Genomic DNA, 26,904 nt, shown 5'->3' on the forward strand with positions numbered 1-26,904 from the left:
ATCGCCATGTCTGCGCCCGCCGATCTCCCCTTTGATCTGGACAGCCTTCCGCCCGCCGTGCGTGAGGCGTTTGCAGCGATGCAAGCCAAGGTCGCCGGGCTGGAAGCCCATACCGAACGTCAGGATTCCCCTTCGTCAATCGGCCGAGGTAGGCCGACGGAGCAACACCGCCCAGCATCCGGTTGGTGGCGGACGCCAGCGGGGTCTTGTTGACGATGCTGTTGTAGATCGCGGGCTCGATCTTCTGGTTCTTGCACCAGGCTTCCGGGAAGATGTGATGGATGTCCACGTTCTCGTCAAAGAACACGGTCTGGTCATAGGGCTGGCCAGATTTGAAATCCTCGGCCCCAGACTTCATCAGCAGGGCGTGGACGCCCTTGTACGCAGCAGACAAGCGCGAGCGAAGGGTGCGAAGGCGCTTTTCCTCGAAGCTTGAGCGCTGGACCGTCTGCGGTTCGGCACCGCCACTGATCCAGGGCGAAAAATCCCGAATATCGAGCGCAAAGCGGCTTTCCACTGCCGATCCGTACAGTTCGCCAAAAACACCGCACCAGTACCACTTGGCCAGCTTCTGGCGAACGGCATCGTTTTCCCAGGCTGTGCCAAGCTCGGCAAGGATTGCGGCAAGCGGCACCAGCTGTGTCTGGTAGGGCAGATCGCGCGAGTTGAAGATCTTCAGGGAATGGAGGAACTTTGCTGCGGCAACATAGCCTGCCTCAACCTTGTCCGCCCACTTCTTGTAGGCCGCCAGCGGCACCTGCAGCAGGCTGTTGCGCGTAGCACTGATCGCTGGCGGTTCCGCCCCATTCGCAATCGCTTCGTCCCGGCGCTCCTTTGTGTGGAGGAGGGATACGGCCTGCAAGAATTCCACTGGTTCGATCTTGGCGAGGACCTTCTGCTTGATCAGCCGTTCACGCCGGGCTTTCCAGTCATCGCGGAGATGGAACTCTTCGGAGGCATAAATTGCCGTGACCAGTTCGAAGGCATCGAGCGGCTTGCCACCCGTGTTGACCTTTTCGAAGACCAAGCACACGGCGGCCCGCGACGTATCCTTGCCCAGCTTGATGACGGGCACGTGGTAGGACGTGAAGTTGTTCACGACCTCCTGGGCGAAGCGGTTGATAAGTTCCCATTTCTCCTGCCGAGCAACTGGATCCTTAGCCATCCATTGCGCTGCTGAAATCTGCCACCGGTTCTCATCGAAAATCCGATCGATTGGAAAATGAAGCGCCTCGAATTCGTGCTCCTCGCACGACAGATCGAGCTTAACGTCGCGGCCAAAATTCTCCCGGATGATTCGGTCCTCTGGCACGGCAAGCACGGCATCGGAACGCGCCACATCTGGATTGAGCGCGGCGCGGATATCGAAATAGAAATGTACCTTGATCGGCCGCTTCTTGGCCGTCTGGGTAGCTACCGGCGCAGGCGAGAAGGTCGACTGATACAGCGAAGTCATCCGCTGCTGGCCATCGAGCAGGTACGCTTCGAGGGGCTTAATCGGTGCAGGAGCGCCTTCTACGGGCCGCACGGCAAAAGATACTTCTCCCGACGCATCTAATGTCATCAAGGCGCCAACAGGAAAGCCCTCGGAGATTGAGGCAAGCAGATCAATAATCCGATCCTGATCCCAAACCCATCCGCGCTGAAAATCGGGGAGCTGCAACTTCCCCTCATGGCATTCGCGCATGAGATCTTTTAACGAAACGGGATTGGTTTGAAACGACGTCGTCAAGATCAGCCCCCATAAATGGAAAGCAAAACCAATACTCGCGGCTAAACCCACGGTGATGTTCAGTTTTTGCTTTCACGCATCATACCGCCTGGCGAGTCGATGCCAAGTTCAGATCTCGGCAAGGTTGGCACATGCCGTCCCGCAGGTAAGGCATCGCAGGACGGCAGCGTGTTGTACGAGGGGCAAATCCGGGACCAGCCACAAAAGTTGGGTACAGTGCAGAGCACACCGAACGCGACAAATCGCAGGTAAAAATCGGAATAAAATATAGTTTTATCAGCATGATAATAGCGCTACGCGAAATTGGCAGGTTCTCCGTCAAATCTGACTTGCGAGTAGCCCTCGCTATCCACGCAAATCACATCTGGCGAAAAGGCGAGGAAATTCGCCAGCTTCAACCGGCTTGACGGCGCCATCGAACATAAGTAGAACAAACTTGCCTTTCGCAGTGCGTTCCAGGCTCCACCACCATGGAGTCCAGCATGACACGCAATGTTTCCATCCAGACTTACCTGCCCAAGCATGTCGCAGCCTGGGTTCAGGATGAAGCCACCCGCGCTAAACAGAGCCGCAGCCAATGGATCGGTGCCATCGTCACGGACCTGTTCCAAGGCCAGGAGCTTCGCGAGGAAGCGCGGCAGAACGCCGAGTTCATCAAACGTCGGCTGATCTTCATCATGTGCGCTCTCGATGGCCTGCTTCTGGCCCATCCAGATGCGACCCTCCGAGCGAAAGTGCATGAAGCGCATAAGCGGCAGCTCGACAAGCTTGCGCAGGAGCGGGGAGAATGAAGCGCAGGGAAGCCAAGTCGCCTGTCAGCGACGAGCAACTCGACCTCCCGTTCGATCGCCGCCCCAAGGCGACCCGGACCAACCATGCAGAACCGCTCGCCGTCCGGATTCCCGATGCCGTGCGGATGACCGGAATAGGCCGGTCGAAGCTCTACGAGTTGATTGCCTCGGGCGACCTGGAAACGATCAAGATCGGCAGGTGCACCTTGGTGACGGTCGATGCGCTCAAAGCCCTTCTGGCCAAAGCACAGGCCGGCATCTACAAGGGAGGTCGCTGAGCGTCGAAACACTGCCCGCAGAGATTTGAGTCCTCATCGAGGACCAAGCCGGAGCGCGATACGGTATTTTTGACGGTATCGAATGAGCGAATCAGGGCGATAAAGCGTTGTGATGTAACGCCTTGTCGACACGTCACGGTCCCTCTTCTGGTCGGTGACTTCAACCTCGCGCGCGATCTCCAGGATATATTGCGCGTGGATATAGTTCAGCAGCTCGATGGTATCGGACATGGCCGGCTCGGAAAGCGGCAGCGTCAGTTCCGGCACCTGCGAGCTGTTGCGGAGCGCCACCGCCTGCGGCGCCGCGACGCGCTGGAACCGCTCCCGCGCTGCCCGGGCTGTCGCATATTGGTCCGCTTCGTCGGTGGCGTGGAAATAGGCCAGTTCCACACCCAGAATGCGGGCGAACACATCTTTGGCGCCGGCCAGGCCATCGGCGGCAAATGCCGCCAGCAGATCGTCTATCCTCTTCGCCTGTGCGCTCAGCGTGGCGTCGCGCGCAGGCTCGCCGCGAACGGCGGCACGCGCGGCGCCCCCCTCGATACGGGTTCGGAGCGACCGCCCATAGGCATCGATCACATTGGCATATTGCCGCGAGACCTGCAGCGTTGCCGGAATGCGCGCGCCATAAAGCCGCTTCAGCCAGCCGCGGAATACCGGCTCTTGAAGTTCGTCGGCCATTGCCAGCCTCTCCCCTGTCCCCTGAGGGGAAGCTAGCACGGAGGGGCGGCTGCGTTAACCCTTTGCGCCGCGCAGCAGCCGGCCGGGAAGCGCGCCGGTTGCCTCGCCTTGCTCGAACGTGACGGTACCGGCGCAAACGGTCATTTCGATACCGCGTGGCCGCTGCAGCAAACGCCCGCCGCCGGCGGGCAGATCGCGCACCATTTGCGGCGGTGGTACGGCAAGCTCGTCGAGATCGATCAGGTTGAGGTCGGCACGAAGGCCCGGCGCCACCCGCCCGCGATCGTGCCAGCCGACATGCGCCGCGTTGCGCTGTGTCAGCCCGTGCACCAGCGTTTCAAGCGGGATACGGCTTTCGGCCTTGTTGCCCCTTGCCCAGATGGCGAGGGTGCTGGTCGGGAAGCTGGCGTCGCAGATGGTGCCGCAATGGGCGCCGCCATCGGATAGCCCGAACAGGGTGTGCGGGGCTGTCATCATCTTGTGCACGTCGTCCAGGTTGCCACGCGCATAGTTGATGAGGGGCATATATAGCAGGCGATGCCCGGCCTCCTCGGCCAGCAGGTCCAGCATCAGTTCGGGGGGGTTCACCCCGCGCGCGGCAGCTTCTGCCGCCACCGATCGATCCGCCGTCGGCTCATAGTCTACAGGATCGGAAACGCGGAACATGCGCGAAAATCCGTGCGCGATGAGTTCGCCAAAGCCTTCGGGGCGGATGGCGGCATGCTGGGCGAGCAGCGTCGCCCGCACGTCGGGCTTTGCCAGTTCCTCCAGCTTTGCGGCCAGCGGCAGATGCCCGATGCGCCGCCATTCCGGGCAGAACAGGAAGGGGTTCAGCGTCGCTTCCAGCCCCTGCACCGCGCCGATGGGACGGCAGGCTACCTGTGCCTTCACATCGAGCCCCTGCCCCACCATGCCGCCGATCCGATCGAAGATGTGGTGGAACCGGTCCGGCGCCTCGTCCGTCTGCTGGACGGTGAAGCTGAGCGGGCGCCCGCCTGCGCGCGCCATTTCCGCGATGAGGTCCAGCTCGCGCTCGGCGAATGCGTCGTCTGCCGTCAGATAGGCATCGGAGATGAGCTGGATCACCCCCTTGCCGCTGCGGCGCATGGCATCGGCTATCCCCAGGAGTTCGGCCCGCCCGGCTTCGAGTGTGCCGATATTTTCACCCGACCTGCTCTTGTGCACGAAGGTCCGCGAGGTCGAGAAACCGAGCGCGCCCGCCGCCAGCGCCTGCTCGGTCAGCCGCGCCATTTCCGCGATCTCGCCCGCGTCCGGATGCTCCAGATGGTTGGCGCCGCGCTCCCCCATGACATAGGTGCGGAGCGCGGCGTGCGGCAGGTGCGCCGCCACGTCCATGGCATATTGCCGGCGGCCAAGGGCGTCGAGATAGTCGGGGAAGCTTTCCCAATCCCAGGTGAGACCCTCGGCGAGCGCGGTGCCGGGTATGTCTTCCACGCCCTCCAGCAGCGCGATCAGCCAATCGTGCCGGTCGGGCTTTGCCGGGGCAAAGCCGACGCCGCAATTGCCCATAGCGATCGACGTGACTCCGTTCAGGCTGGTGGGGGCCAGGAAGGGATCCCAGCTGGCCTGGCCGTCATAGTGGGTGTGGATGTCGACGAAGCCCGGAGTCACCAGCCTGCCGCCGGCATCGACGACGCGCGCGGCCGGCGTGGAGACGGAGCCGACTTCCACGATAAGGCCGTCCTTCACGCCCACATCGGCGCGGCGCGGCGCTGCTCCTGTACCGTCGACAAGCGTCGCGTCGCGGATAAGAATATCCAGCATGGTCCTTCTCCCTCGCGCCATGGTCGCCCGTTTGCGCCGCCAGTCAACCTGCCAAAAGCCGGTATGAAGTCGCCCGCCCTGCAGCGACGCGAGGCGCTGGTGCTGGCTGGCCTGTTCGGGGCGGCTGGACTTTCGCTGGCTGCAGTCCGGCATTTCCAGCCGGTCGGTCGGGAGCTGGAGCTGACACCCGTCGTGACGGCGGCACTGGCTGAGCCCGGACCGGAAGCCGGCAACCCGCGCGGCGACGTGACCTTCCTTGTCTTCACCGATTTCAATTGCGCCGCCTGCCGCATCGCCCACCCGCCGATGCTGGAGGCCGTGGAGGAGGATGGCCGCGTGCGCCTGCGCTTTCTCGACTGGCCAATCTTCGGGGCAGACAGCCGCGCCGCGGCCCGAATGGCTATCGCCGCCGACGCGCAGGGTCTGTATCTGCCGGTTCACACGTCTCTGATGCAGGGCGGGCGCGCGGATGCTGCCGCCGCCGAGAAGGCCATCGCTGCGGCTGGCGGCGACGTCGAGCTACTATACCGGAGGCTTGCTTCGGCCGGGGCCGTCATAGACGCCGCGCTGGTCCGCAATGCCCGCCACGCGTTTGCGCTGGGGCTGGGCGGAACGCCAGGGCATCTGATCGACCGTGTCCTGGTGCGCGGCGCGGTCTCGCGGCGCGAATTCGCCCGCGCCATCCGGCAGGCGAGAAATCTGTCCGCATGATCGCAAATTGGTCCGGACTGCTCTTCGGTCGCGACGGCGGTTATGCCACCTCCACCGGGCATTTCGGCCTGAAATCGTTCGGAACGTGGCCAAAGGCCGCAAACAAGACTGGCGCGCCCGGCAGGACTCGAACCTGCGACATTCCGCTTAGAAGGCGGATGCTCTATCCAGCTGAGCTACGGGCGCCCGTTTGCGCGATAGCGCAAATTCAGATCTCCTGTGCGCGATAGCGTAGTTCCGCGGCTAGCGGAAATTCTCCGCATAGCTTTGCAGGATGAGCCGGCGCTGCGCAGGCGGCACGATCTCTGCATCCAGCCCTTGTCGTTCCGCATAGGCCTGTGCTGCCTCCAGCGTGGGGAAGGTCAGACGAATCTGTTGTTCGGTGTCGCCGCTGCCGGCCCAGCCCATCAGCGGATCGGGGCGCTTGGCCTCCAGCGGTTCATGCTCGAGAATCCATTGGCCGGAGCGGGCCTTTCCGGATTGCGTTGCAGGCGTTCCCTGCTGGAAGATGCGGGCGTTGGGCATGAAAACCCAAAGCCACGACTGGAGGCGAAGGTCAACCGCCTGACGGAGTCTCTGGCACTTTGGCATTCGCCGGGTGCGCCGCCTTCCATTCCATCGCCGAGCGCACGCGCTTTTCGACGGAGGGGTGCGAATAGAAGAGCATTTCCTGCAGATCCGTCGGGCGCGGGTAGCGATACTCGGCCGTCTTCACCAGCGCCGTCGAAAGGGCATCCGGCAGGTTCACAGTCTTCAGGCTGTAGTCGTCTGCCTCTTTTTCGTCGATGCGGGAGATCGCATTCATCAAAGGCGTAGCGAGCAGGCCGAACAGGCCGGCGATGAACAGGAGGACCGGTAGACCGACGGGGTCGGCCAGCGAGGCCCGGCTGCCGAACAGCCGTGCAAAGCGGGGATAGAGGCGATCGGCCAGCCAGAAGAACAGCATGGCGAGCAGGGCGACAACGCCCACCATCCGCCAGATATGGCCCGAGACATAGTGGCCGATTTCGTGCCCGGTCACGGCCTTCACTTCATCCAGCGAAGCCCCCTTGAAGGCGATGTCCGAGATGGCGATGCGGGCGGAGCCGAACAGGCCGGAGACGTTGGCGGTGAAATTGTTGGACTGGCGCGAGCCGTCGAAAACGAAGATCCGGTCAGCCGGGACGCCCGCGGCGGCCGCCTGAACGACCAGCGCATCGCGGACCTCGCCCGCGGGCACCGGCTTGTAGTCGTTGAAGATGGGTTCGATGAATATGGGGCCAAGCAGCATCACAGCAGTCAGGCCCGCTGCCACCAGCCCGCCCGACCAGATCCACCAGCTCTTGCCGGCCCGGCGGATCAGGGCATAAACGCCGACGAACAGCAGGCCGGACACGACCGCCGAGATCGCCAGTGAGGTGGCGGACTGCCCCAGGAAATCCGCGAGCGGCTGGCTGGTGCGGCCATAGCCTTTCTCGCGGAAATAGCTCTCATAGAGGGTCCAGGGCAGGGCCAGCAGCGCCAGCAGCAGGAAGGTGGCTGCGCTGACCAGAAAGGCCGTGAGATTGGGCCGCTTGCGGTGCCTGTTCAGCCTTGCGGCAAGCCGCTCCAACAACCCGGACCGGATCAGCAGCCATGTGGTGACGGCCGACACCAGAAGCCCCCACAACAGCAGCCAGTGGCCACCGCTGGTATAGGCTGCAGCCTTCGCCAGAGCTTCGGGGCCGAGGGAGTCGATATAGGCGGCGGTGGCCTGCGCAGGATCAAATGACATGGGGCGTGAAGCTAGGACGTGAACTCATGAAGTTCACGTCCTAGACTTCCGCCCCGGCCTGTCAACTACGGCGGGCGTCGGCGGCCTTGGTGCGCACCGTGGGCTTTTCTTCTGCCGGGTTGTCGGGCCACGGATGCTTTGGATAGCGCCCCTTCATCTCGCGCTGCACATCCTTCCACGCGCCCTTCCAGAAGGCTGGAAGATCGCGTGTTTTTGCAAGCGGCCGTCCGGCAGGAGAGGTGAGCGCCAGAGCAAGTGGCACCTTGCCGCCCGCCAGCATCGGATGCGCGGAGAGGCCGAACAAGGCCTGCGCGCGCACTTCCACCTCTGGACCGCCGTCAGCCGCATAGTCGATGACATGGCTGGTTCCGGCGGGCGAGGCGAAGCGAGCGGGCGCATGGCGTTCCAGAGCCTGCCCCTGTTGCCAGTCCAGCAGTTCCAGCAAGGCGCCGTCCAGCCGGGCGTCGGCCAATTTGCTGACCCCGGTCAGGCGTGGCGCGAGCCATAGCGCTGCCGCGTCCATCAGCCCGGCGTCGGTGAGGTCGGGGAGGCCTTCGAGTCCATGCGCTGCCGCAAAGCGCATGCGTGCCAGATGCGCCAGTTCGGTTTCGGACAAGGGAAGTGCTGCCAATCCGCCCGCTCTGGCGTCGGCAAGCAGCGCGCCCTCTACCGCCTCCCGCGTGGCCGGCGCTCGCACGCGGGCCACCTCGATGGCACCGAGCCGGGTGGTGCGCAGCATCGCCAGCCTGCCGCTTGCCGGATCGGGCGCCAGCGCTTCCTCCGTGCGCGTCCTGCCCTCCAGCCATGCGGGCAGTTCGTCGGCCGGTATCGCCGCCGCCAGTCGGATGCGGGAGGCGGCACCCGCACCGCCGGCATCGGCGACCACCAGCCATTCCTGCCGGGCCAGTGGATCGCCGGCCTCGATTGCGGCCCCGCGCCCGTTTGCCAACAGATAGTCGACGGTCGCGTCCGAAGGCCCCGCTGCGCGGCGGCGTTTGGCCACCCGGTCCGGGAATGCCTCGGCCAGCAGCAGGGCCGGCGATACGGTCTGCGAATTTGCCGGCTGCAGACGCCGGGCCAGTTCTGCCCAGCGTTGGGCCAGCTTCCGTGCCTGCCCGGCGCGTTGGCCGCGGTCTCCCGGCAGTCGCCGCAGCCGCTCCTCTATATCTGTCGATTGGCCGCCCAGCCCGCGCTCTTCCAGGACGATTGCCAGATCAGCTGCCTCCCCGGCCTGCCCGCGAGCGGCTCCCGCCAGAATCATGTGCGCGATGCGTGGTGCCAGTGGCAACTGCGCCACCAACCGACCATGCGGCGTGAGCCGGCCTTCGGCATCCAGCGCCCCAAGCTCCGACAACAGATCCCGGGCGGCATTGACCGCTGAGGCCGGGGGAGCGTCCAGCCAGTTCAGGTCGTTCGGTTCGCGCACGCCCCACGCCGCCAACCGGAGCAGCAGGGGCGAGAGATCGGCTTCCAGTATTTCCGGCGGATCGAAGGGGATGAAGCCGCGGGTCTCGCCTTCCTCCCACAGCCGGATGGCGACACCCGGTGCCTGCCGCCCTGCCCGCCCGGCGCGCTGTGTTGCGGCCGCCTGCGAGACCCGCTCGGTTACCAGCCGGGTAAGGCCCGAGGCGCGATCGAAGCGGGGGCGCCGCGCCAGCCCGGAGTCGATCACCACATGCACACCGTCGATGGTGACGCTGGTTTCGGCGATGCTTGTCGCCAACACCAGCTTGCGCCGCTGTTCGGGCGCGAGTGCCGCGCGTTGCGCAGAGGGGTCGGCCTGCCCATGCAGTTTGTGGAGCGCCACATTGCCTCCGACGGTGAGGCGCTCTGCCGTCCGTTCGATTTCGCCCACGCCGGGCAGGAAGGCCAGGATATTTCCCTGTTCCTCCCGAAGCGCCGCGTGGATCGCAGAGGCCATGCGATCCTCGATCCGCGCCTCGCTGCGGCCGGCGTGGCGAACGCGCACCGGATATTGCCGCCCGTCCGATTCCAGCACCGGGCACGCGCCCATCAGGCGGGAAAAGCGGGCACCGTCCAGCGTTGCGGACATGGCGACGATGCGAAGATCCGGGCGCAACTGCTGTGCATCCAGCGCCAGCGCCAGCCCCAGATCGCCTTCCAGATTGCGCTCATGGACTTCGTCGAACAGCAGGGCGCCGATGCCTTCCAGCCCCGGATCGCCCAGCAGGCGGTTCACGAAAAGTCCCTCGGTCACGCACTCGATCCGGCTTCCGGGCTTCGATTCCAGACGGGTGCGATAGCCCACGCGTTGCCCCACAGCCTCGCCAAGCAGCGCCGCAATCCGTTCGGCGGCGGCCCGTGCCGCCAACCGGCGCGGCAGCATCAACAGGATTCGTTGGCCGTCCAGCCAGTCAGCGGACAGCAAGGACGGCGCTACCAGGCTTGTCTTGCCGGCGCCCGGCGGCGCGACCAGCACGGCATTGCGGCACGCGGCGAGGCTCGCCCGAAGTGCAGGCAGTATCTCCTCCACCGGCAGTCCGGTGGCGGCAGGCTCAATAGGCGCGTTGGATGGCAAACTTGACTGTCTCGACTAGCGCCGACTTCGCCACGCTGGAGGGCAGGCGTGACAGCGCATCGATCGCCCGGCTGCCGTAGAGCCGCGCGCGGGCCATGGTGTCGGCGATGCCGCCGGTGTCGTTCAGGCGCTGCACGGCTTCTGCCAGTTCGGTCTCGCCATTGGCGCGGCCGGTCATGGCCCGCTGCCAGAATTTCCGCGCCGCTTCGTCGCCGCGTGCATAGGCGAGGATGACGGGAAGCGTCACCTTGCCGTCGCGGAAGTCGTCGCCGGTGTCCTTGCCCATCGTCTGCGCGTCGGAAACATAGTCGATCGCATCATCGACCAGCTGGAAGGCGATGCCGAGGTTGCGGCCATAGGCTTCGAGGCTGTCCTCGGTCGCCTGATCCCGCTCGGCTACTACGGCGGCGATGGCACAGGCGGCGGAAAACAGCGCCGCGGTTTTTGCCTGGATGATCTGCAGATAGCGCTCTTCGGTCGTTTCCACGACCCGCTGCGCCGTCAGCTGGTGCACTTCGCCCTCGGCAATCACGGCAGAGGCGTTGGAGAGCAGCTTCAGCACCTTCAGGCTGCCGTCCTCCACCATCAGCTCGAACGCGCGGGAGAAGAGGAAATCGCCCACCAGCACCGAGGCCTCATTGCCCCAGATGGTGTTGGCGGTCGCCCGTCCGCGCCGGAGATCGGAGCCATCGACCACATCATCGTGCAGCAGGGTGGCCGTGTGGATGAACTCGACGGCGGCTGCCAGCTTGTGGTGCCTGTCGCCCGCATAGTCCAGCGCGGCCGCACATCCCAGCGTCAGCATGGGCCGCAGCCGCTTGCCGCCGCCGGAGATCAGGTGGCCGGCCAACTCGGGGATCAACGCCACCTGGCTCTGCATCCGGTCCAGAATCACGCGGTTGACGTTGTTGAGGCCGGGTGCCACCAGCGCCATCAGGGGCTGAAGGCTGGGCGTATCCTGCCGAAGGCTGTGGACTGTGGCTGTCATGGCGCCGAACCGCTACGGCTTCGCGGCGCCGAGGGAAAGGGGCTTCATGGCGTTGGGCACCGAAGGAACGGAAAAACAGGCTGTCAGCAAGCTGGCTGAATACCGCCGCTCCATCGACAATATCGATGCCGCCCTCGTCTTTCTCCTCGCCGAGCGGTTCAAGGTTACGCAGAAGGTGGGCGCCTACAAGGCGACAACGGGCCTGCCGCCCGCCGATCCGCGGCGCGAAGAGGAGCAGATCGCCCGCCTGCGCGCGCTTGCCGCAGATGCCGATCTGGATCCGGAGTTTTCCGAGAAGTTCCTGCGGTTCATCATCGACGAAGTGATCCGCCACCATGCCACGGCCAAAAACAGCGGAGCGCCGGGCGACAGCTGATCCAAGACAAGGGGGCAGACGATGAACACAGATGCCGCGCTTGCCGACCAGAAGGAGATTGCCTCCACCTGGCGGCGCCTCCACTGGACATGGTACAGCTATTTCTACGTCTTCAGCCTGCTCGCCATCATGCTTTCGACGCTGATCGCGGCGAAGCCGGCGCTCCTCGGCTGGAGCGACGACGTCTATCAGTTCCTTGCCTGGGTGCTGGCCGTGGTTACCGGCGCCCTGACGCTGTTCCGCCCGAACGAGCGCGCCGTGCGCTATCGGCAGGCGTGGATGACGCTGAGCATCGCCATCGCCCGCTTCGAATCGATCGACAGGATAGAGTTCGAGACTGTGCTGGACGCCCGCGAGGAAGGCGAAAAGCAGGTACATCAGATTTCCGGCTGAGCCGGCAAAAGGAAGCCGGCCGGAAGCTGAGCTTCCGGCCGGCCGAATTCCCTTTACGCGAAGCCCGTTAGCGCTTGTCGAGTGCTGCGATCGAGGCGTCGGTCAGCTCGGCCAGGTCGCCCTTCTTCGAGCGCTCCGCCAGCAACGCTTCCGCTGCCTTCACCGTGATGTCGGCAGCGCGGGCGCGAAGCTCGGCTTCGACCGAGCGGGCTTCGGCGTTGATGCGGTCCTCAGCGAGCCGCGTGCGGCGGCCGATAGCGGTGTCGGCATCGACCACGGCCTGCTCGACGATACGCTTTGCTTCCACTTCGGCGTTGGCCAGCATCGCCTTCGAAGCGGCTTCCGCTTCGGCGGCTTCGGCCGCGGCGCGTGCCTTCATCGCTTCGGCTTCGGCCTTCAGGGCGGCAGCTTCGGCGAGATCGGCCTTCACCTTCTCCGCCTGGCTGTCGAGCGCACCGGTGATCATCTTGAAGGCGCCAAGCTTCCACAGCAGCAGCACAAACGCCAGAAAGGCGAGGCCAACCCAGGTATAGCTGTCCATGCCCAGAAAGGTTTCATGATGAACGGCGTGCTCGGCCTCGGCGACGGTCCCCGGTTGGGCGGTCGAATGATCGGCCACTTCCGATGTGCCGGGCGAAGCGGCAGCGGTTTCTGCAGTCTCAGCCATTACGCGGCCACCTTCTTGACAGCCTTGGCAGCTTCATCGGCAGAGACATCAAGCCCGGCAACGCGCTTGACCAGCTCCACCGTCGCTTCGCTGGCAACGGCATCCAGTTCGGCAATCGTCGACGTACGCGTGTCTGCCAGCGCCACGGCTGCCCTTTCGGAATGCAGCTTCAGCTCCTCGTCAACCGACGCAAGCTTGGCTGCAGTCTGCGAGGCGGCGAGATCGCGCGCCTTGCCGGTGACGGCAAGCGAACGGGCCCGTGCATCTGCCAGCGCCGTCGTGCCGCCGCTGGAAGCGGCTTCCGCCGCATCGCGGGCAGCCTCCGCTTCCCGGAGGTCGGACGCGATGCGTGCCTTGCGGTTTTCCACCACCTTCTGAACGCGCGGAACCATGCCGCGCACGCAGAGGTAAAGGATGCCGAAGACCAGCGCGAGCCACAGGACCTGTGGCAACGCCTGGGTGAAGTCAAACTGGGGCATCGGTGCCTCCGTCTACCGGTTCGGGATCAGACCGCGAACAGCAGCAGCAGGGCGACGAGGAAGGCGAAGATGCCGAGAGCTTCGGTCACGGCGAAGCCGAAGATCAGGTTCGGGCGCTGGCTGTCGGCGGCGGCCGGGTTGCGGAGCGCACCCGACAGGAACATTGCGAACAGCAAGCCCACGCCAATGGCGGCGAGGCCCATGCCGATCGAGGCGATGCCGGCTCCGAGGAGCTTTGCGGCTTCTGCGTCCATAGTTTCAGTCCTTCCTTGGGGTATCAGTGATCTTGAATATCAGTGATGCAGGTTGATGGAATCGTTGAGGTAAATGCAGGTCAGCAGGGCAAACACATAGGCTTGCACCACGGCCACGATCAGTTCGAGACCGTAGAAGGCGACCGTCATCACGAAGGGCAGCGGCGCAATCGCGGCATAGATGCCGCCGGCGGCGCCCAGCGAAATCACGAAGCCCGCGAACACCTTCAGCAGGATGTGGCCGGCGGTCATGTTCGCAAACAGACGGATCGAAAGGGTGAGCGGCCGCGACAGGAACGAGATGAGCTCGATCGGGACGATCAGCAGCAGCAGGATGGCAGGCGTGTTTGCCGGCACGAACAGCGAGAAGAAGTGCAGACCGTGCTTCGCGATGCCAACGAGCACACAGATCAGGAAGATCAGCGCGGCAAAGGCAAAGGTGACGGCGATATGGCTGGTGACGGTGAAGGTGAAGGGGAAGAGCCCGATCAGGTTCGCCACCAGGATGAAGATGAAAAGCGAGAAGATGAAGGGAACGAAAGCCCGGCCCTTCGGCCCGATATTCTCGTCCACCATGTCGGAGATGAATCCGGTCACGCCTTCGAGCGCTGCCTGCCAGCGGCCAGGAACCAGCCCGGCATTGCGGCTGCCCAGCCAGAAGAAGCCAAGGATCAGCGCCAACGTGATCAGCATGAAGATCGAGGCGTTGGTGAAGGCAGCGTCGGCGCCTCCGACGCTCAGGTCGGCATAGCGCTTGATCGCGAACTGCTCGAGGGGATTTGCCACCTTCTGTCTCGTCCCTACTGATCGTCTCGTTTTGCCGCCTGCTCGCGCAGGCGTTGATTGTCGCGCTCGCGCACGACGGCTGCTTCCTTGTTCACCGCCTTGATCAGGTTCCAGAAACCCGCCGCAATTCCCAAAAGCAGGAAGAGCAGGAGCATCCAGGGCCCTGTTGCAAGCCAGCGATCCAGCATCCAGCCGATCGCCCCGCCCACAATGGTGGTGGCCGCGATCTCGAAGGCATGACGGGTGCCCTGGGCCAATGCCGAAACGGCGACCTGCCGGGGCTCAGGATCATGCCTTGCCTTGGCTGCTTTCAGCCGGGCCTCGAGGTCTTCGAGGTCACGCTTGTCGGCAGAATCGGGCAAGAGGCAGGCCCTTCGCTTGTCAGGTCGGCCATCGGCGGCAAATGCGCCTAGGGCTCCGCAGGCCGCAAGAGCCGCCGAAGCGCGGGTTCGTTAGATTGCACTCGCGCAAAGGTCAAGCATCGGGGGATAGAGGCGCAGCGCCCGATTCCGCCGTCAGGCCGCAACCAGCCGTTCAGCTTCCCGCAATTCGACCGAGACAAGCTGGGAAACCCCCGGCTCGCTCATGGTGACGCCATACAGCCGGTGCATGGCTGCCATCGTCACCGCATTGTGCGTGACGATCAGGAATCGGGTGTCGGTCACATCGGCCATATGCTTCAGCAGCCGCGTGAAGCGCTCGACATTGGCGTCGTCGAGCGGCGCATCCACTTCGTCCAGCACGCAGATCGGGGCCGGATTGGTACGGAACAGTGCGAAGATGAGGGCAATCGCAGTCAACGCCTGCTCCCCGCCGGAAAGCAGCGTCAGCGACTGCAGCTTTTTCCCCGGCGGCTGAGCGCGGATTTCCAGCCCGGCTTCCAGCGGATCATCGCTCTCGATCATCGTCAGTTCGGCCGAGCCGCCGCCAAACAGCGTCACGAACAGCTCGCGGAACTGGCGGTCCACCTCGGCAAAGGCGGCCATCAGTCGCGCCCGGCCTTCCCGGTTCAAGGTACCGATGGAGCCGCGCAGACGGTTGATCGCTGTTTCCAGCTCGCCCCGCTCGCGCGCCTGTTCGGCCAGCGCCGCCTCGATTTCCGCGAGTTCGATATCGGCTCGGAGGTTCACAATGCCGATTCGCTCTCGCTCGGCCCGCATGGACGTCAGGTTCTGCTCGATGCGGTCGGCTTCGGCTCCCTCGACCTGCTCCAGCTTCGCAGGTTCCTCGCCGAAGCGCTCCCGCGCATCCGCCACCAGCTCGGCCGCCTTTTCGCGCAACTGCTCCGTACGCGCGCTATGCGTGGCACGCGCTTCGCGCAGGTCGGCCACAAGCGCCTCGGCGCTGCGCGAACTCCGGTCCAGATCGCCTTGCGACAGTTCCGCAGCCATCACCGATTCGGCGGCAGCTGCACGCGCCGCCTCGGCGATGCCTATCTCCCTGTCCAGTATCCCGAGCCGGGCATCCAGAGCCTCCGGCTCCGCCACCAGGGTCGCCCGTTCCTCGTTCAGCTTTTCAACGCGGGCGGCCAGCGCTTCTCTCGCTGCCGTTGCGTCCCGGTCGCGCGCCTGCCAATCGGCAATTTCCCGCCCCAGCCTGGAGATCCGAGCCAGGGCCTCGGCCAATCCTCTTTCCAGTGCTGCCGCTTCGGCACGGGCCTGCGCGAGACGGGCGCGGCTTCGCTCGGCCTGTGTCCGCGCTTCGGCGACCGCAGCGGCGGCTGCGCTCGCGTCGGGCAACGCACCGATCGCCACGGCTGCAGCCTCGGCTTCGGCGGCGGCTCCGCTTCCCTCGGCAACCAGCCTTTCGATGGAGGCTTCCATCGCGCTCGTGCGTGCGGCGGCCTGTGCCAGCGCCGTTCGCAATCCCTGCAGGCGTCCGGCGAGCTGATCGCGGGCGCGCTCGGCTTCGGATCGGGCGGCACGGGCAGTTCGCTCGGCCTGCTGTGCGTCGGCCAGCATCGCCTTCTGCTGCGCCAGCTCGGCTTCCGCTGCCGCCAGCCGTTCGCGGGGAGCCGCCAGGCTATCGGCGATCTCCCGCCGCCTGTTGTCCTGCGCCAGCGCCTCGGCGACGGCAGCGGCCTGTCCGCCGGGGGGCGCCACAAACCCGTCCCAGCGCCACAGCCAGCCGTCGCGGGTCACCAGCCGCTGGCCGGGCTTCAGGGCGGCGAGCGTTTCGGTTGACGGCGGCGAATCGACAACGCCCACCTGCGCCAGCCGCCGGGCGAGCTCGGCAGGTGCCGTCACCTGCGCCGCCAGCGGCTCGCACACAGCCGGAAGCGGTGGATCGTCCGCCGCTGCCGCCACCCGCAGCCAATGCCGCGCAGGCTTTTCCGGAGCACCGAGAGCGGCGTTCAGATCGTCACCCAACGCCGCGGCTGCCGCAGCTTCAAATCCCGGACGCGCCGACAGCGATGCCCGGGCGCCGAGATTTGCCGGCGATTGCTTGGCCGTGCGCAGGCGCTCGAGCGCCGCGGCTTCCGCTTCCAGGCTCGCCACTTCAGTCCGCGCCGCTGCCAGTGCACGCTCCACTGTCTCTGCCACCGCGCGCGCTGCCAGAGCATCTCGCTCGGCGGCCGCGATGGCTTCTGCGGCGGCTTCGGCTTCGGATGTGCGTGTCGCCAGCGCGGCTTCGGCTTCCGCGAGCTGCGATTCCAGTTCCGTACCGGAACTCCCTGCCCGCAAGCGATCCAGCTCGGCCTGCAGGCGCCGGCGCTCGCCTTCCAGCCGTTCATGCCGTCCGCGCGCGGCTTCTGCCTGCGCCCGCACGCTGCGGGCCTCTGCCATCAGCGCGGCATGCCCTTCCACCGCCGTCGCCAGCGCCCGTTCCGCCTCCGTCGCTGCGGCTTCTGCAGAGCGGACTTCTGCAGCCTGCGGCGGCATCGCAACTTCTGCCTCGGCATGCGCCTTCTGCTGGCCTGCCAGTTCCTCGGCAAGCCGCTCCTGTGTTGCTGCCGAATCGCGCACCCGGGCGCGTTCGCGCTCCGAATCGGCGGCTGCATTGTCCAGCGCGCGTTGCAGATCCTGCAGCCGCTGCACCAGCCCTGCCCGTTCGGCGACAAGGGTTGCCCGTTCGGTGGTGAGCCGCTGCAGCGTTGCTGCCGCCGCCGCCTCTGCCTGCCGCTTGGCCGGCAAGCCTGCCGCGGCATCCGCCTGGGCGGTTGCCGCCCGCGCTGCCGCCTGAACCGCCTCTGTCAACGCCGCATCGGACCCCTGAAGGGAGCGCTCGGCCGCCTGCAAGGCCTCGATCGCCGCCATCCATTGCAGGCGCAGCAACGTCGCTTCCAGCGCTCGGATCCGCTCGCTCAGCTCCCGGTAGCGTTGCGCCGATTTTGCCTGCCGCCTCAGGCCCGCCGCCTGCGTGTCGGCCGCCTTCATCACATCGTCGAGCCGCAGCAGGTTGGCATCCGCCGCCCGCAGCCGGGTTTCGGCTTCGCGGCGGCGCACGTTCAGGCCGGATATCCCGGCCGCTTCTTCCAGCAGCTGCCGCCGTTCCTGTGGCCTGGCGTTGATGATAGCCGCCACCCGGCCCTGGCTGACCAGTGCCGGCGAATGCGCGCCCGTCGCCGCATCGGCGAACAACAACTGCACGTCCTTCAGCCGCACTTCGCGCCCGTTCAGCGAATAGGTCGAGCCTTCGCTGCGGACGATGGCGCGCGAGACTTCCAGCTTGTCGTCGGAATTGAACTCGGCCGGCGCCCGGCGCGCGCTGTTGTCCAGCGTCAGCCGCACTTCGGCGAGATCGCGGCTCGGCCGCTTTGCGGTGCCGGCGAAGATCACGTCGTCCATGCCCGAGCCACCGGCGGCGACCCGCAGCGAGCGGGCCGAGCTTTCGCCCATCACCCAGCGCAGCGCTTCCAGCAGGTTCGATTTGCCGCAGCCGTTGGGGCCGACCACGCCGGTCAGCCCGTCGCGGATGTGCAGCTCCGCCGGCTCTACAAAGGATTTGAAGCCCGCCAGGCGGAGGCGGTCAAACCTCATGCCTGCCGGGCCGCGATCACTACAGGGCTTCCTTCAGCTTCGGTTCCAGCGTCGCCCAGTTGGCAACGCCTTCCAGCTTCTTGCCGTTCAGCAGGAAGGTGGGCGTGCCCTGCACCTGAAACTTGTCCACAGCCGCCTGCTGGCGGGCCGTCAGCGTATCGAGCGTCTTCTGATCGGACATGCAGCCATCGAACTTGGCGCGCGGCAGCCCACGGGTCTTGGCGAACTCGTGCAGCTGGCCTGCCGTCGCAAGACCCTTGATCTGCTCGCCGGGCGGCAGCGCCCGCAGCGGCGCGACATCGGCTTCGGTCAGCTTGGTGAAGGGCGTGATCCAGGCATCGGAATGGGTGTAGAGCTCGTTCGCCCAGGTGAAAAAGCGCGACGGCCCTTCGCAGGTGGCCAGCTTCACGGCGGCAAAGTCATAGACGTTCAGCATGAACGGCCGATATTCATAAGAAACCTGGCCGGTCTTCACATAGGTCGGCTTGAACGTGGTCTCGGCCTCCTTATGGAAATCGCGGCAATGGCTGCAGGTGAACGAGGCGAACTCGACGACCTTTACCTTGGCGTCGGGGTTGCCCATCCGATAGCCGCCTTCCGGCGTCTCGACGACCGTCTGCGTCCAGTCCCTGGCGGCGGGTGACGACTTTGCAGCATCCGCAGCCTTGCCGGCCGGAGCCGCGGTCGAGGTACCCGAATCGCACGCTGCCACCGCAAGCGTTGCTGCCAAAAGGAGCGATACTTTCAACATGTTGGTCATCAGACGGAAAACCTTACCATATCTAGTAGTGGTGACAAGCCGTACCAGCACCCGCACTGCCAGCTAGCGCAAAGCTGCGCCGCTGCAAATTCAGGCTGTCGCAAACCGCGCGGGGGCGTAGGGCGAAACGTCGATTCCCGCATAGTCGGCCTCTACGGCCAGGCCGAGCAGCAGGCCTGCGCCTATCGCCCCGCAGGCGGGTGCAGTCTGGATGCCCCAGCCCCCCTGCCCCGCGCACCAGTGAAACGCCGGCTCTGCGGGATCCGGCCCAAGCACGGGAAGCCTGTCCGGCGCGAAGTTGCGCAAGCCCGCCCATTTTGAGGCCAGCCGCCGGATCGGCCAGTCACACATATGCTCGAAGCGGTCCAGCGCGATGGCCATGTCCATCTCGTCTGGCTGGACGTCGTGGGGCGTGTCGGGCGTTTCGTCGTGCGGCGAAATCCAGAGCCTGCCGGCATCGGGCTTGAAATAGAGCGAGCCGCCCGCATCCATCACCACCGGCAGGTCGGCCGGTGCGTCCGGACGCACCTCCGTCACCACGATCGTCCGCCTGAGCGGCTGCACGCCGATCGGCTGCACGCCCGCCTGGGCGGCCACCTCGTCGGCCCAGGCGCCAGCCGCATTCACCAGCGTTCTGGCGCGGAATTCGCCCGCGGATGTCTCGACCTTCCACTCGCCGCGGGTGTGCGAAATCGCCTGAGTCCGCGCGTCTGTCGCCAGCACGGCGCCTGCCTGCCTGGCGCCGCGCAGATAGCTCTGGTGCAGGACCGCCACATCGATGTCGGAGCAGCCCGGCTCCCAGATGGCCGTCTGCGACCATTCCTCGCGCAGGAACGGAACCTTGTTCAATATGCCTTCACGTCCCAGCCGCTGGTGTGCGACATGCCCATGCTCGAACTCCGCCTCCAGTGCCGCCAGCGTGCCCGGCGCATCGGCATGACGGATGTGCAGGGCGCCGCGCGGCGAGAGGATGGCCGTATCGGAGAAACCTTTGGGGGGACGCTGGAAGAACCGCTTTGAAGCCGAGGTCAGCGGCTGCACCGTCGGCCCGCCATAGGTTTCGGCATAAAAGGCGGCCGAGCGGCCGGTGGTGTGATAACCCGGCTGCGATTCGGCCTCCAGGATCAACAGTTTCAGCCCCGGCGCGCGCTGCATCAGCGACCAGGCGAGAGAGGCTCCGGCAATGCCGGCGCCGACGATCAGAATGTCGAACTGGCTCATGCCAGCCTGTCTAGCGTGAATTCCCTGATCTTTTGAAGTGCGGCTCTTCGCGCCGGCTCGGCCTCGCGCAGAAGTTCGTGTGCTGCCCCCTCCACGATGTGCCGTTCGGCATTGGGAAGCCGCGCCGCGATGCGCATGGTCGCCTTGTTGTCCACCAGTCGCTCGTTCGAAGCCATCAGCACCATCAGGGGCAACTGCACCTGCTCCAGCGGCAGGGCCTCCAGTTGCCGCTGGCTGTCGGCAAAGGCCTTGATCCAGCCCCAGCTGACGCCGCCGGTCGCGAGTTCCGGCCTTGCCGCCACCCAAAGCCCTTCGTCTTCGAAATGCGCCCGGCTGCCGGTGAGCAGCAACTGGCGCTCGGGACGCTGCTGCAGGCGGCCGTAGGGGCGTTGGCCCCAGGCGAAGTTCGCCTGCAACCCGCGCGCCACCTGCAGCGGCGCCAGCCGCATGGCCGCCGCCTTCATGGCCATCGGCCCGCCCATTCCATAAAAGGGTGCCGCAAGGATGGCGCCTTGCAGATCGCGCCGGAGCGGCAGATCGGTTCGTGCCGGATCTGCGATCCAGCGCGTCAGCAGATGCCCGCCCATACTGTGCCCCAGTGCCAGCCACGGCGCTTGTCCCAGCGACTCCATCGCCCATCCGCTCAGTCGGTCCAGATCGGACAGCCAGGTGTCGAAGCTGTCGATATGCCCAGCGCCGCTGTCGGTCAGCCGGGTAGAGCCGCCCTGCCCGCGCCAGTCGAAGCTGGCGATGGCAAAGCCCTCGTCGTGCAGGAGGCGGATGGCGTCGGCCCATTTTTCGTGGAAATCGGCCCGCCCGGTGAGCAGCAGCAGATTGGCGATCGGCTGTTCGTGCGGAAACAGGAGCGTACGGATCTGGGCGCCGTCCGCCATGGCCTCGCGGCCGACGATCGCGTCCTTTGGCAAATGAAAGGCGGGGGCGCTCATCCCGGCTGGCGCTCAACCGGCCTGCTTGCCGCCCTGCTTGTTCCGGAGTGCAGCCTGCGCCGCTGCCAGCCGCGCAATCGGCACCCGCCAGGGCGAGCAACTCACATAGTCCAGCCCCTGCTCTTCGCAGAAGGCGATGGTCGCCGGATCGCCGCCATGCTCGCCGCAAATGCCCAGCTTCAGCGCCGGTCGGGCGGCTTTGCCGCGCTCGGCCGCCAGCGCCACCAGCTCGCCCACGCCCTCGACATCGAGGCTGACGAACGGATCGCGGGGATAGATCCCGGCCTCGACATATTCGCCCAGGAAGCGGGCCGCATCGTCGCGGCTGATGCCCAATGTCGTCTGGGTCAGGTCGTTGGTGCCGAAGCTGAAGAATTCGGCAGCTCCGGCGATTTCGCCGGCTCTCAGCGCTGCGCGCGGCAGCTCGATCATCGTCCCCACGCTATAGTCCAGGCGCTTGCCCGACGCTTCGAAAACGGCTTCAGCCGTCCGGTCGATGACGCCCTTCACCAGCTCCAGCTCGCGGGCGGTCGCCACCAGCGGCACCATGATTTCGGGGACGATGTTGCCGCCGACTGCCAGCGCCGCCTCGAAGATGGCGCGGGCCTGCATTTCGACGATCTCCGGATAGGAGATCAGCAGGCGGCAGCCGCGATGGCCCAGCATCGGGTTGGATTCGTGCAGCTCTGCCACCCGGCGGCGAACGGCGGCCACCGACAGGCCCGTCGTCTCCGCGACTTCCACCATTTCCGCTTCGCGCGCCGGCAGGAACTCGTGCAGCGGCGGATCGAGCAGGCGGATCGTCACCGGCAGGCCGGACATGATCCGGAAGATCGCCTCGAAATCCCCCCGCTGCGAAGGCAGCAGCTTCTCCAGGGCAGAGCGTCGCTGCGCTTCCTCGGTGCCCAGGATCATGGCGCGGACGTGCACGATCCGCTGCTCGCCGAAGAACATGTGCTCGGTGCGCGCGAGGCCGACACCCTCGGCGCCGAAGCGAACTGCCGTGGTGCAATCCTCGGGCGTTTCGGCGTTGGCGCGCACCTTCATGCGGCGGTGCCCGTCGGCCCATTGCATCAGCCGGGCGAAATCGCCGGAAAGCTCCGGCTCGACCGTCGGCACGCGGCCCTCCATCACTTCGCCGCTGGCGCCGTCCAGCGTGATGACGGTGCCTTCCGCAAGCTCGCGCCCGCCGATGCGAAGTATGCGGCTGTCCATGTCGATGGAGATACCGCCCGCGCCCGAAACGCAGGGGCGGCCCATGCCGCGCGCCACCACGGCGGCGTGGCTGGTCATCCCGCCGCGCGCCGTGAGGATACCGCGCGCCGCGTGCATGCCGGCGATGTCCTCGGGGCTGGTCTCGATGCGGACGAGGATCACATCCTCGCCCTGGCTCGCCTTTTCCGCCGCGGTCGCGCTGTCCAGCACGATGGCACCGGAAGCAGCGCCCGGGGAGGCCGGCAAGCCTACCGCCAGCACATTGCGTGCGGCCTTCGGGTCAAGCGTGGGATGCAGCAGCTGGTCCAGCACCGCGGGATCGACGCGTAGAACTGCCTCGTCCGTCTCGATCAGCCCCTCGTCGACCATATCGCAGGCCATCTTCAGCGCGGCCTTTGCCGTGCGCTTGCCGGCCCGCGTCTGCAGCAGCCAGAGCTTGTTTTCCTGCACGGTGAACTCGATGTCCTGGCAGTCGCGGTAATGCGTCTCCAGCCGCTTGAACATCTCCGCCAGCTCGGCGAACACGACGGGCATGGCCTCTTCCATCGACAGGCCCCGGGCACCCGCCCGCTCGCGCGCCGCCAGCGTAAGATAGTGCGGCGTGCGGATGCCGGCGACGACATCTTCACCTTGGGCATTGATCAGATATTCGCCATAGATCAGCCGGTCGCCGTTGGCCGGATCGCGCGTGAAGGCCACGCCCGTCGCCGAGGTGTCGCCCATGTTGCCGAACACCATCGCCTGCACGGTGACGGCCGTGCCCCAGCTTTCGGGGATGTCGTTCAGCCGCCGATAGACGGCGGCGCGCTCGCTGCGCCAGCTGCCGAACACGGCAGCCACCGCGCCCTCCAGCTGGTCCGTCGGATCCTGCGGGAAGGGCTTGCCGGTCTCGTTCTCGACGATGGCGAGATACTGCCCCACCAGCGCCTTCAGGTCTTCTGCGGTCAGGTCGGTGTCGAGGTTCGCGCCCCGGTCGTCCTTCATCAGCTCCAGGGCGTCCTCGAACAGATAGTGATCGAGGCCCAGCACCACGTCGCCATACATCTGGATGAAGCGGCGATAGCTGTCCCATGCGAAACGGGCATTGCCGGAACGGGTGGCGAGGCCCTCCACCGTCACGTCGTTGAGGCCGAGGTTCAGCACCGTGTCCATCATGCCGGGCATCGACACGCGCGCACCCGAACGCACGGAGACCAGCAGCGGGTTGGTGGCGGAGCCGAACTCCATGCCCACCACCTTTTCGATGTGGGCGAGGCCCTCGGGCAGCAGTGCCTTCAGATCATCGGGCAGGCGGCCGCCGGCCTCGTAATAGAGTGCGCACAGAGTGGTGGGAATGGTGAAGCCTGGCGGCACCGGTAGCCCGATGCCCGCCATCTCGGCCAGGTTCGCGCCCTTTCCGCCCAGATGCGCCTTCCCGAGGTGATGGGCCGAAGGGGCCGCTCCGCCGAACGGGATGAGAAGACGCTGGGGCATATGGGTCCTAACCTTCGAGCTTCGAAAAATCCGCAACCTTGTGCATTGCGTCGCGAACCCCGGCCAAGAGGCCCAGTCGTCGCGCCCGCACTTCGGGCACAGGGTCATTCACTGTGACTTCCTCGAAGAAGCGGTCCACCGGCTCTCGCAGGGATGCCAGAAGCTTCATCGCGCCTTCGAAATCCTCGCGGCCCAGCAGCGCGTCTGCCTCGTCGAACAGCAGGGCATTGCCGGTCTTCTGAGATTTCGCGAACAGCCGGGCGAGGTTCTTTTCCGTCTCGCCGATATATTTGCTCTCGATGGAGGCAAGATCTACCGGCTCGACCGCATAGCTCCTGCCGTCCTTCTTCTCCTCGGCCTTCAGGATGTTGGCGGCCCGCTTGTAGCCGGCGAGCAGGTTCCTGCCGTCGTCGGTTTCGGTGAAGGCCTGCACCGCCTTCACGCGCGCGAGCAGGCGGACGAGATCGTCCTCGCCGCCGAGCGCGAATACGGCGTCGATCAGGTCATGGCGAACGCCGGCTTCGCGTTGCTGGACCTTCAGGCGATCCGCGAAGAAGCCAATCAGCTCGTCCGCATCTTTGGCACCGGCCACTTTCAGCGCGTGCTGCAAGGGGATGCGCCGTCCCTCGATGACCAGCATGTCCAGCACGCCAAGCGCCGCGCGCCGAAGCGCGAAAGGATCCTTGGAACCGGTTGGGCGAATATCGGCGGCAAAGAAGCTGACAAGTGTATCCAGCCGATCCGCTAAGGCCACCGCCACCGGAATGCAGCCCTCGGGCACTGGCGCATAATGCTGCTTCAGTGCCGCCACCACGCCCGGCTTCTCACCCTGCGCTTCGGCCAGATAGCCGCCGATTATGCCCTGCAGCTCCGGGAACTCGCCGACCGTGCCGGTCGTCAGGTCGGCTTTTGCCAGCCGGGCTGCGCGTTCCACCCGGTCGGCGAACTCGGCATCGGAAAACTGCTCAGGTGTCGGGTTCGGGATCGCGCCCGATTCCACCAGCCAGCGGGCCAGTTTTGCCACCCGCTCCACCTTCTCGGCCATGGTGCCGAGCTTTTCGTGGAAGACGATGTCCTTCAGCTTCTCGCCGAAGCTCTCCAGCGGCTTCGACTTGTCCTGCTCCCAGAAGAAGCGGGCGTCGGCCAGCCGCGCGGACAGCACCCGTTCGTTGCCGCGGGCGATGGTCCAGCCCTTGTCGGCGGCCACCAGATTGGCGACGCAGACGAAGGCCGGGGCCAGCTTCCCTTCGGCGTCTTCGACGGCGAAGTATTTCTGGTTGGTGCGCATCGTCAGCTGGATGATTTCCGGCGGCACCGAGAGGAAGGATTCGTCAAATCGCCCCAGCAGCGGCACCGGCCATTCCGTCAGCCCGGCATTTTCCGCTTCCAGGCCCTCGTCGGGCCGCAGCCGGTATCCGGCCTCGGAAGCGGCCTGTTCGGCGCCGTTGCGGATTTCCGCCCGCCGCTCATTCTCGGAGAGCACGACGAAGTCTGCCGCCAGCTCCCTGGCATAGGCGCCGGCGCTGGAAATGCAGAGCGAGCCCTTCTGCCCCATGAAGCGGTGGCCACAGGTCGTGCGGCCGGACTGGATGCCCAGTGCGTCGAATTCGACGATCTCGCTGTCCAGCAGCGCCACGATCTCGCGCAGAGGCCGCACCCAGCGCGGGCTGGCGGTCGAGGCGCTGGCGGCGCCCCAGCGCTGGGACTTCGGCCATTGGAAGCCGGAGATCAGCGCGGGCAAACGCTCAGCCAGTATCTCGCTGGTCGGCCGCCCGGCGCGCGACAGGTTGGCAAACAGGAACACTCCCTTGCCGGTATCGCGTTCGTCCAGCTGATCGCGCGAAAGCCCGGTTGATTTCAGGAAGCCTTCGACAGCTTGTGCCGGCGCATCCGCGCGCGGCCCGCGCCGCTCTTCGGAAACCGCCTCGCTCGACTCGGGGAGCCCGCGCGCCATCAGCGCCAGCCGCCGCGGCGTGGTGTGTGTTTCCACCGAAGCCGCCTTCAGCCCGGCCTCGGCCAGAAGGGCGGCGAATTTTTCGCGCAGTTGCGTCGCCGCAGCCGGCTGCATCCGCGCCGGAATTTCTTCGGAGAACAACTCAAGCAGGAAATCAGCCATTAGAACATACCAAACGCAGGGTCGTCATAGGTCGGAAGGTCATCTTCAGGCTCGGCAAAATCGTCCACCGGTATGCCCCGGAGCTCGGCCGTCTCCTTCGCCACATAGAGGTCAGCCACGGCCTTCACCAGGTCGCGCACCCGCCCGATATAGGCCTGCCGCTCCGCCACCGAGATGACCCCGCGCGCATTCAGCAGGTTGAACTGGTGGCTGGCCTTGATCGCCTGGTCATAGGCGGGCATCGGCAGCCCTGCCTCCACCAGCGCGCGGCATTCGTCTGCGCTCTTGCGGAAGCCGTCAAAGAGTGCCTCGGTGTTGGCATGCTCGAAATTATAGGCGGAAAACTGGCGCTCGTTCTCCAGAAAAACCTCGCCATAGGAGAGGCCGTCATTGTTGAACGGCAGGTCATAGACGTTCTCGACGCCCAGGATATACATCGCCAGCCGCTCCAGCCCGTAGGTGATCTCGCCGGCGACGGGCGCACAATCCTGCCCGCCCACCTGCTGGAAATAGGTGAACTGCGTCACCTCCATGCCGTTGCACCACACCTCCCAGCCGAGGCCCCAGGCGCCCAGCGTCGGGCTCTCCCAATCATCCTCGACGAAGCGGATGTCGTTGGTCTTGAGGTCGATGCCGATGGCTTCCAGCGAGCCGAGATACTGATCGAGGATATCGTCGGGCGAAGGCTTCAGGATCACCTGATACTGGTAATAATGCTGCAGCCGGTTGGGGTTTTCGCCATATCGCCCGTCCGACGGGCGGCGGCTGGGCTGCACATAGGCCGCCTTCCACGGCTTCGGCCCCAGCGCGCGCAGGGTGGTTGCCGGGTGGAAGGTCCCTGCCCCCATCTCCATGTCGTAGGGCTGCAGCATCGCGCAGCCGCGCGCGCTCCAATACGCGTGAAGCGTCAGGATGATGTCCTGAAAGCATTTGGGTTTCGTGCTCACAGCCGCGCGGTTAGCGGGTGCAGCACAAAAGG

At 65.7% G+C, this 26,904-nt stretch carries 24 protein-coding genes and 1 tRNA gene; 5 read left to right on the plus strand and 20 right to left on the minus strand.

The features are described 5' to 3' along the window. Positions 1-1,732 (minus strand): DUF262 domain-containing protein (locus IM784_RS07305; protein ID WP_199554669.1); only part of this gene is annotated, 1,732 nt, incomplete at its 3' end. Positions 1,733-2,214: 482 nt separating this feature from the next. Here IM784_RS07305 and IM784_RS07310 point away from each other — a divergent pair. Together IM784_RS07310 and IM784_RS17145 are read left to right on the plus strand one after the other, a co-directional pair. Beyond that, positions 2,215-2,523: a hypothetical protein gene (locus IM784_RS07310; protein WP_199554670.1), complete on the plus strand. Its 309-nt coding sequence runs from the start codon at positions 2,215-2,217 to the stop codon at positions 2,521-2,523. Next, a complete protein-coding gene (locus IM784_RS17145; protein WP_199554671.1) occupies positions 2,520-2,801 on the plus strand; it encodes a helix-turn-helix transcriptional regulator in 282 nt (93 codons plus the stop codon). The genes IM784_RS07310 and IM784_RS17145 overlap by 4 nt, the downstream gene beginning before the upstream one ends. Positions 2,802-2,834: 33 nt before the next feature. Here the strand turns inward: IM784_RS17145 and IM784_RS07320 are convergent, their stop codons facing one another. Both IM784_RS07320 and IM784_RS07325 read right to left on the minus strand, forming a co-directional pair. Next, on the minus strand, positions 2,835-3,482 hold the full coding sequence (locus IM784_RS07320; protein WP_199554672.1) for a hypothetical protein: 648 nt from the start codon (positions 3,480-3,482) through the stop codon (positions 2,835-2,837). 54 nt (positions 3,483-3,536) lie between these two features. Continuing rightward, on the minus strand, positions 3,537-5,267 hold the full coding sequence (locus tag IM784_RS07325) for an N-acyl-D-amino-acid deacylase family protein (protein WP_199554673.1): 1,731 nt from the start codon (positions 5,265-5,267) through the stop codon (positions 3,537-3,539). 63 nt (positions 5,268-5,330) lie between these two features. Here IM784_RS07325 and IM784_RS07330 point away from each other — a divergent pair, with 63 nt between their 5' ends. Next, on the plus strand, positions 5,331-5,978 hold the full coding sequence (locus IM784_RS07330) for a thioredoxin domain-containing protein (RefSeq protein WP_199554674.1): 648 nt from the start codon (positions 5,331-5,333) through the stop codon (positions 5,976-5,978). Positions 5,979-6,087: 109 nt separating this feature from the next. Here IM784_RS07330 and IM784_RS07335 read toward each other — a convergent pair. The 5 genes from IM784_RS07335 to IM784_RS07355 form a co-directional block, all read right to left on the minus strand. Continuing rightward, positions 6,088-6,164: transfer RNA gene (locus IM784_RS07335), tRNA-Arg, on the minus strand. A gap of 57 nt (positions 6,165-6,221) precedes the next feature. Beyond that, complete coding sequence (locus tag IM784_RS07340) at positions 6,222-6,503, minus strand: ETC complex I subunit (RefSeq protein ID WP_199554675.1); 282 nt, start codon at positions 6,501-6,503, stop codon at positions 6,222-6,224. A gap of 31 nt (positions 6,504-6,534) precedes the next feature. Beyond that, positions 6,535-7,731 carry a M48 family metallopeptidase gene (locus tag IM784_RS07345; RefSeq protein WP_199554676.1) on the minus strand — a complete coding sequence of 399 codons (1,197 nt, stop codon included), beginning with the start codon at positions 7,729-7,731 and terminating at the stop codon, positions 6,535-6,537. Between the two features lie 61 nt (positions 7,732-7,792). Continuing rightward, positions 7,793-10,225: an ATP-dependent helicase HrpB gene (gene hrpB, locus IM784_RS07350; protein WP_328799480.1), complete on the minus strand. Its 2,433-nt coding sequence runs from the start codon at positions 10,223-10,225 to the stop codon at positions 7,793-7,795. Positions 10,226-10,247: 22 nt separating this feature from the next. Further along, on the minus strand, positions 10,248-11,258 hold the full coding sequence (locus IM784_RS07355) for a polyprenyl synthetase family protein (protein ID WP_199554677.1): 1,011 nt from the start codon (positions 11,256-11,258) through the stop codon (positions 10,248-10,250). Positions 11,259-11,304: 46 nt separating this feature from the next. Between IM784_RS07355 and IM784_RS07360 the strand changes: the two genes are divergently transcribed. Both IM784_RS07360 and IM784_RS07365 read left to right on the plus strand, forming a co-directional pair. Next, positions 11,305-11,634, plus strand: a complete 330-nt coding sequence (locus tag IM784_RS07360) for a chorismate mutase (RefSeq protein WP_199554678.1) — start codon at positions 11,305-11,307, stop codon at positions 11,632-11,634. 21 nt (positions 11,635-11,655) lie between these two features. Then, entirely contained in the window at positions 11,656-12,027 is a 372-nt protein-coding gene (locus IM784_RS07365) for a hypothetical protein (protein ID WP_199554679.1), read from the plus strand. Between the two features lie 67 nt (positions 12,028-12,094). Here IM784_RS07365 and IM784_RS07370 read toward each other — a convergent pair whose 3' ends face one another. The 12 genes from IM784_RS07370 to IM784_RS07425 form a co-directional block, all read right to left on the minus strand. Beyond that, complete coding sequence (locus IM784_RS07370) at positions 12,095-12,694, minus strand: F0F1 ATP synthase subunit B family protein (RefSeq protein ID WP_199554680.1); 600 nt, start codon at positions 12,692-12,694, stop codon at positions 12,095-12,097. Next, the gene (locus IM784_RS07375; protein WP_199554681.1) at positions 12,694-13,173 is read right to left on the minus strand and encodes a F0F1 ATP synthase subunit B family protein; all 480 of its coding nucleotides are present in this window, start codon (positions 13,171-13,173) and stop codon (positions 12,694-12,696) included. Before IM784_RS07375 ends, IM784_RS07370 begins: the two co-directional genes overlap by 1 nt. A 26-nt stretch (positions 13,174-13,199) precedes the next feature. Beyond that, positions 13,200-13,427, minus strand: a complete 228-nt coding sequence (locus tag IM784_RS07380) for a F0F1 ATP synthase subunit C (protein WP_199554682.1) — start codon at positions 13,425-13,427, stop codon at positions 13,200-13,202. Between the two features lie 39 nt (positions 13,428-13,466). After that, a complete protein-coding gene (locus IM784_RS07385; protein ID WP_199554683.1) occupies positions 13,467-14,213 on the minus strand; it encodes a F0F1 ATP synthase subunit A in 747 nt (248 codons plus the stop codon). A gap of 14 nt (positions 14,214-14,227) precedes the next feature. Then, a complete protein-coding gene (locus tag IM784_RS07390; RefSeq protein WP_199554684.1) occupies positions 14,228-14,575 on the minus strand; it encodes an AtpZ/AtpI family protein in 348 nt (115 codons plus the stop codon). 153 nt (positions 14,576-14,728) lie between these two features. After that, positions 14,729-18,193: a chromosome segregation protein SMC gene (smc, locus tag IM784_RS07395; RefSeq protein WP_199554685.1), complete on the minus strand. Its 3,465-nt coding sequence runs from the start codon at positions 18,191-18,193 to the stop codon at positions 14,729-14,731. Positions 18,194-18,212: 19 nt separating this feature from the next. Continuing rightward, positions 18,213-18,953, minus strand: coding sequence for a DsbA family protein (locus IM784_RS07400; RefSeq protein ID WP_199554686.1), 741 nt, complete (start codon positions 18,951-18,953; stop codon positions 18,213-18,215). A gap of 90 nt (positions 18,954-19,043) precedes the next feature. Next, entirely contained in the window at positions 19,044-20,174 is a 1,131-nt protein-coding gene (locus IM784_RS07405) for an NAD(P)/FAD-dependent oxidoreductase (RefSeq protein ID WP_199554687.1), read from the minus strand. Beyond that, entirely contained in the window at positions 20,171-21,100 is a 930-nt protein-coding gene (locus IM784_RS07410) for an alpha/beta fold hydrolase (RefSeq protein ID WP_199554688.1), read from the minus strand. Before IM784_RS07410 ends, IM784_RS07405 begins: the two co-directional genes overlap by 4 nt. 33 nt (positions 21,101-21,133) lie before the next feature. Further along, complete coding sequence (gene ppdK, locus IM784_RS07415; protein WP_199554689.1) at positions 21,134-23,809, minus strand: pyruvate, phosphate dikinase; 2,676 nt, start codon at positions 23,807-23,809, stop codon at positions 21,134-21,136. Between the two features lie 7 nt (positions 23,810-23,816). Then, positions 23,817-25,925 (minus strand): glycine--tRNA ligase subunit beta, encoded by a 2,109-nt coding sequence (gene glyS / locus IM784_RS07420; protein ID WP_199554690.1) that lies wholly within the window; start codon positions 25,923-25,925, stop codon positions 23,817-23,819. Continuing rightward, complete coding sequence (locus IM784_RS07425; protein ID WP_199554691.1) at positions 25,925-26,872, minus strand: glycine--tRNA ligase subunit alpha; 948 nt, start codon at positions 26,870-26,872, stop codon at positions 25,925-25,927. The genes glyS and IM784_RS07425 overlap by 1 nt, the downstream gene beginning before the upstream one ends. Between the last annotated feature and the right edge of the window lie 32 nt (positions 26,873-26,904).

The sequence above is a fragment of the Sandaracinobacteroides hominis genome, from assembly GCF_016464365.1.
In the GTDB taxonomy this organism is placed as follows: Bacteria; Pseudomonadota; Alphaproteobacteria; order Sphingomonadales; family Sphingomonadaceae; genus Sandaracinobacteroides; species Sandaracinobacteroides hominis.

Bases quoted from the DNA above. Each gene is read 5' to 3' on its own strand.
- IM784_RS07310 (WP_199554670.1), top strand. From the start codon at position 2,215: ATGACACGCAATGTTTCCATCCAGACTTACCTGCCCAAGCATGTCGCA.
- IM784_RS17145 (WP_199554671.1), top strand. From the start codon at position 2,520: ATGAAGCGCAGGGAAGCCAAGTCGCCTGTCAGCGACGAGCAACTCGAC.
- IM784_RS07320 (WP_199554672.1), bottom strand. From the start codon at position 3,482: ATGGCCGACGAACTTCAAGAGCCGGTATTCCGCGGCTGGCTGAAGCGG.
- IM784_RS07325 (WP_199554673.1), bottom strand. From the start codon at position 5,267: ATGCTGGATATTCTTATCCGCGACGCGACGCTTGTCGACGGTACAGGA.
- IM784_RS07330 (WP_199554674.1), top strand. From the start codon at position 5,331: ATGAAGTCGCCCGCCCTGCAGCGACGCGAGGCGCTGGTGCTGGCTGGC.
- IM784_RS07340 (WP_199554675.1), bottom strand. From the start codon at position 6,503: ATGCCCAACGCCCGCATCTTCCAGCAGGGAACGCCTGCAACGCAATCC.
- IM784_RS07345 (WP_199554676.1), bottom strand. From the start codon at position 7,731: ATGTCATTTGATCCTGCGCAGGCCACCGCCGCCTATATCGACTCCCTC.
- IM784_RS07355 (WP_199554677.1), bottom strand. From the start codon at position 11,258: ATGACAGCCACAGTCCACAGCCTTCGGCAGGATACGCCCAGCCTTCAG.
- IM784_RS07360 (WP_199554678.1), top strand. From the start codon at position 11,305: ATGGCGTTGGGCACCGAAGGAACGGAAAAACAGGCTGTCAGCAAGCTG.
- IM784_RS07365 (WP_199554679.1), top strand. From the start codon at position 11,656: ATGAACACAGATGCCGCGCTTGCCGACCAGAAGGAGATTGCCTCCACC.
- IM784_RS07370 (WP_199554680.1), bottom strand. From the start codon at position 12,694: ATGGCTGAGACTGCAGAAACCGCTGCCGCTTCGCCCGGCACATCGGAA.
- IM784_RS07375 (WP_199554681.1), bottom strand. From the start codon at position 13,173: ATGCCCCAGTTTGACTTCACCCAGGCGTTGCCACAGGTCCTGTGGCTC.
- IM784_RS07380 (WP_199554682.1), bottom strand. From the start codon at position 13,427: ATGGACGCAGAAGCCGCAAAGCTCCTCGGAGCCGGCATCGCCTCGATC.
- smc (WP_199554685.1), bottom strand. From the start codon at position 18,193: ATGAGGTTTGACCGCCTCCGCCTGGCGGGCTTCAAATCCTTTGTAGAG.
- IM784_RS07400 (WP_199554686.1), bottom strand. From the start codon at position 18,953: ATGACCAACATGTTGAAAGTATCGCTCCTTTTGGCAGCAACGCTTGCG.
- IM784_RS07405 (WP_199554687.1), bottom strand. From the start codon at position 20,174: ATGAGCCAGTTCGACATTCTGATCGTCGGCGCCGGCATTGCCGGAGCC.
- ppdK (WP_199554689.1), bottom strand. From the start codon at position 23,809: ATGCCCCAGCGTCTTCTCATCCCGTTCGGCGGAGCGGCCCCTTCGGCC.
- glyS (WP_199554690.1), bottom strand. From the start codon at position 25,925: ATGGCTGATTTCCTGCTTGAGTTGTTCTCCGAAGAAATTCCGGCGCGG.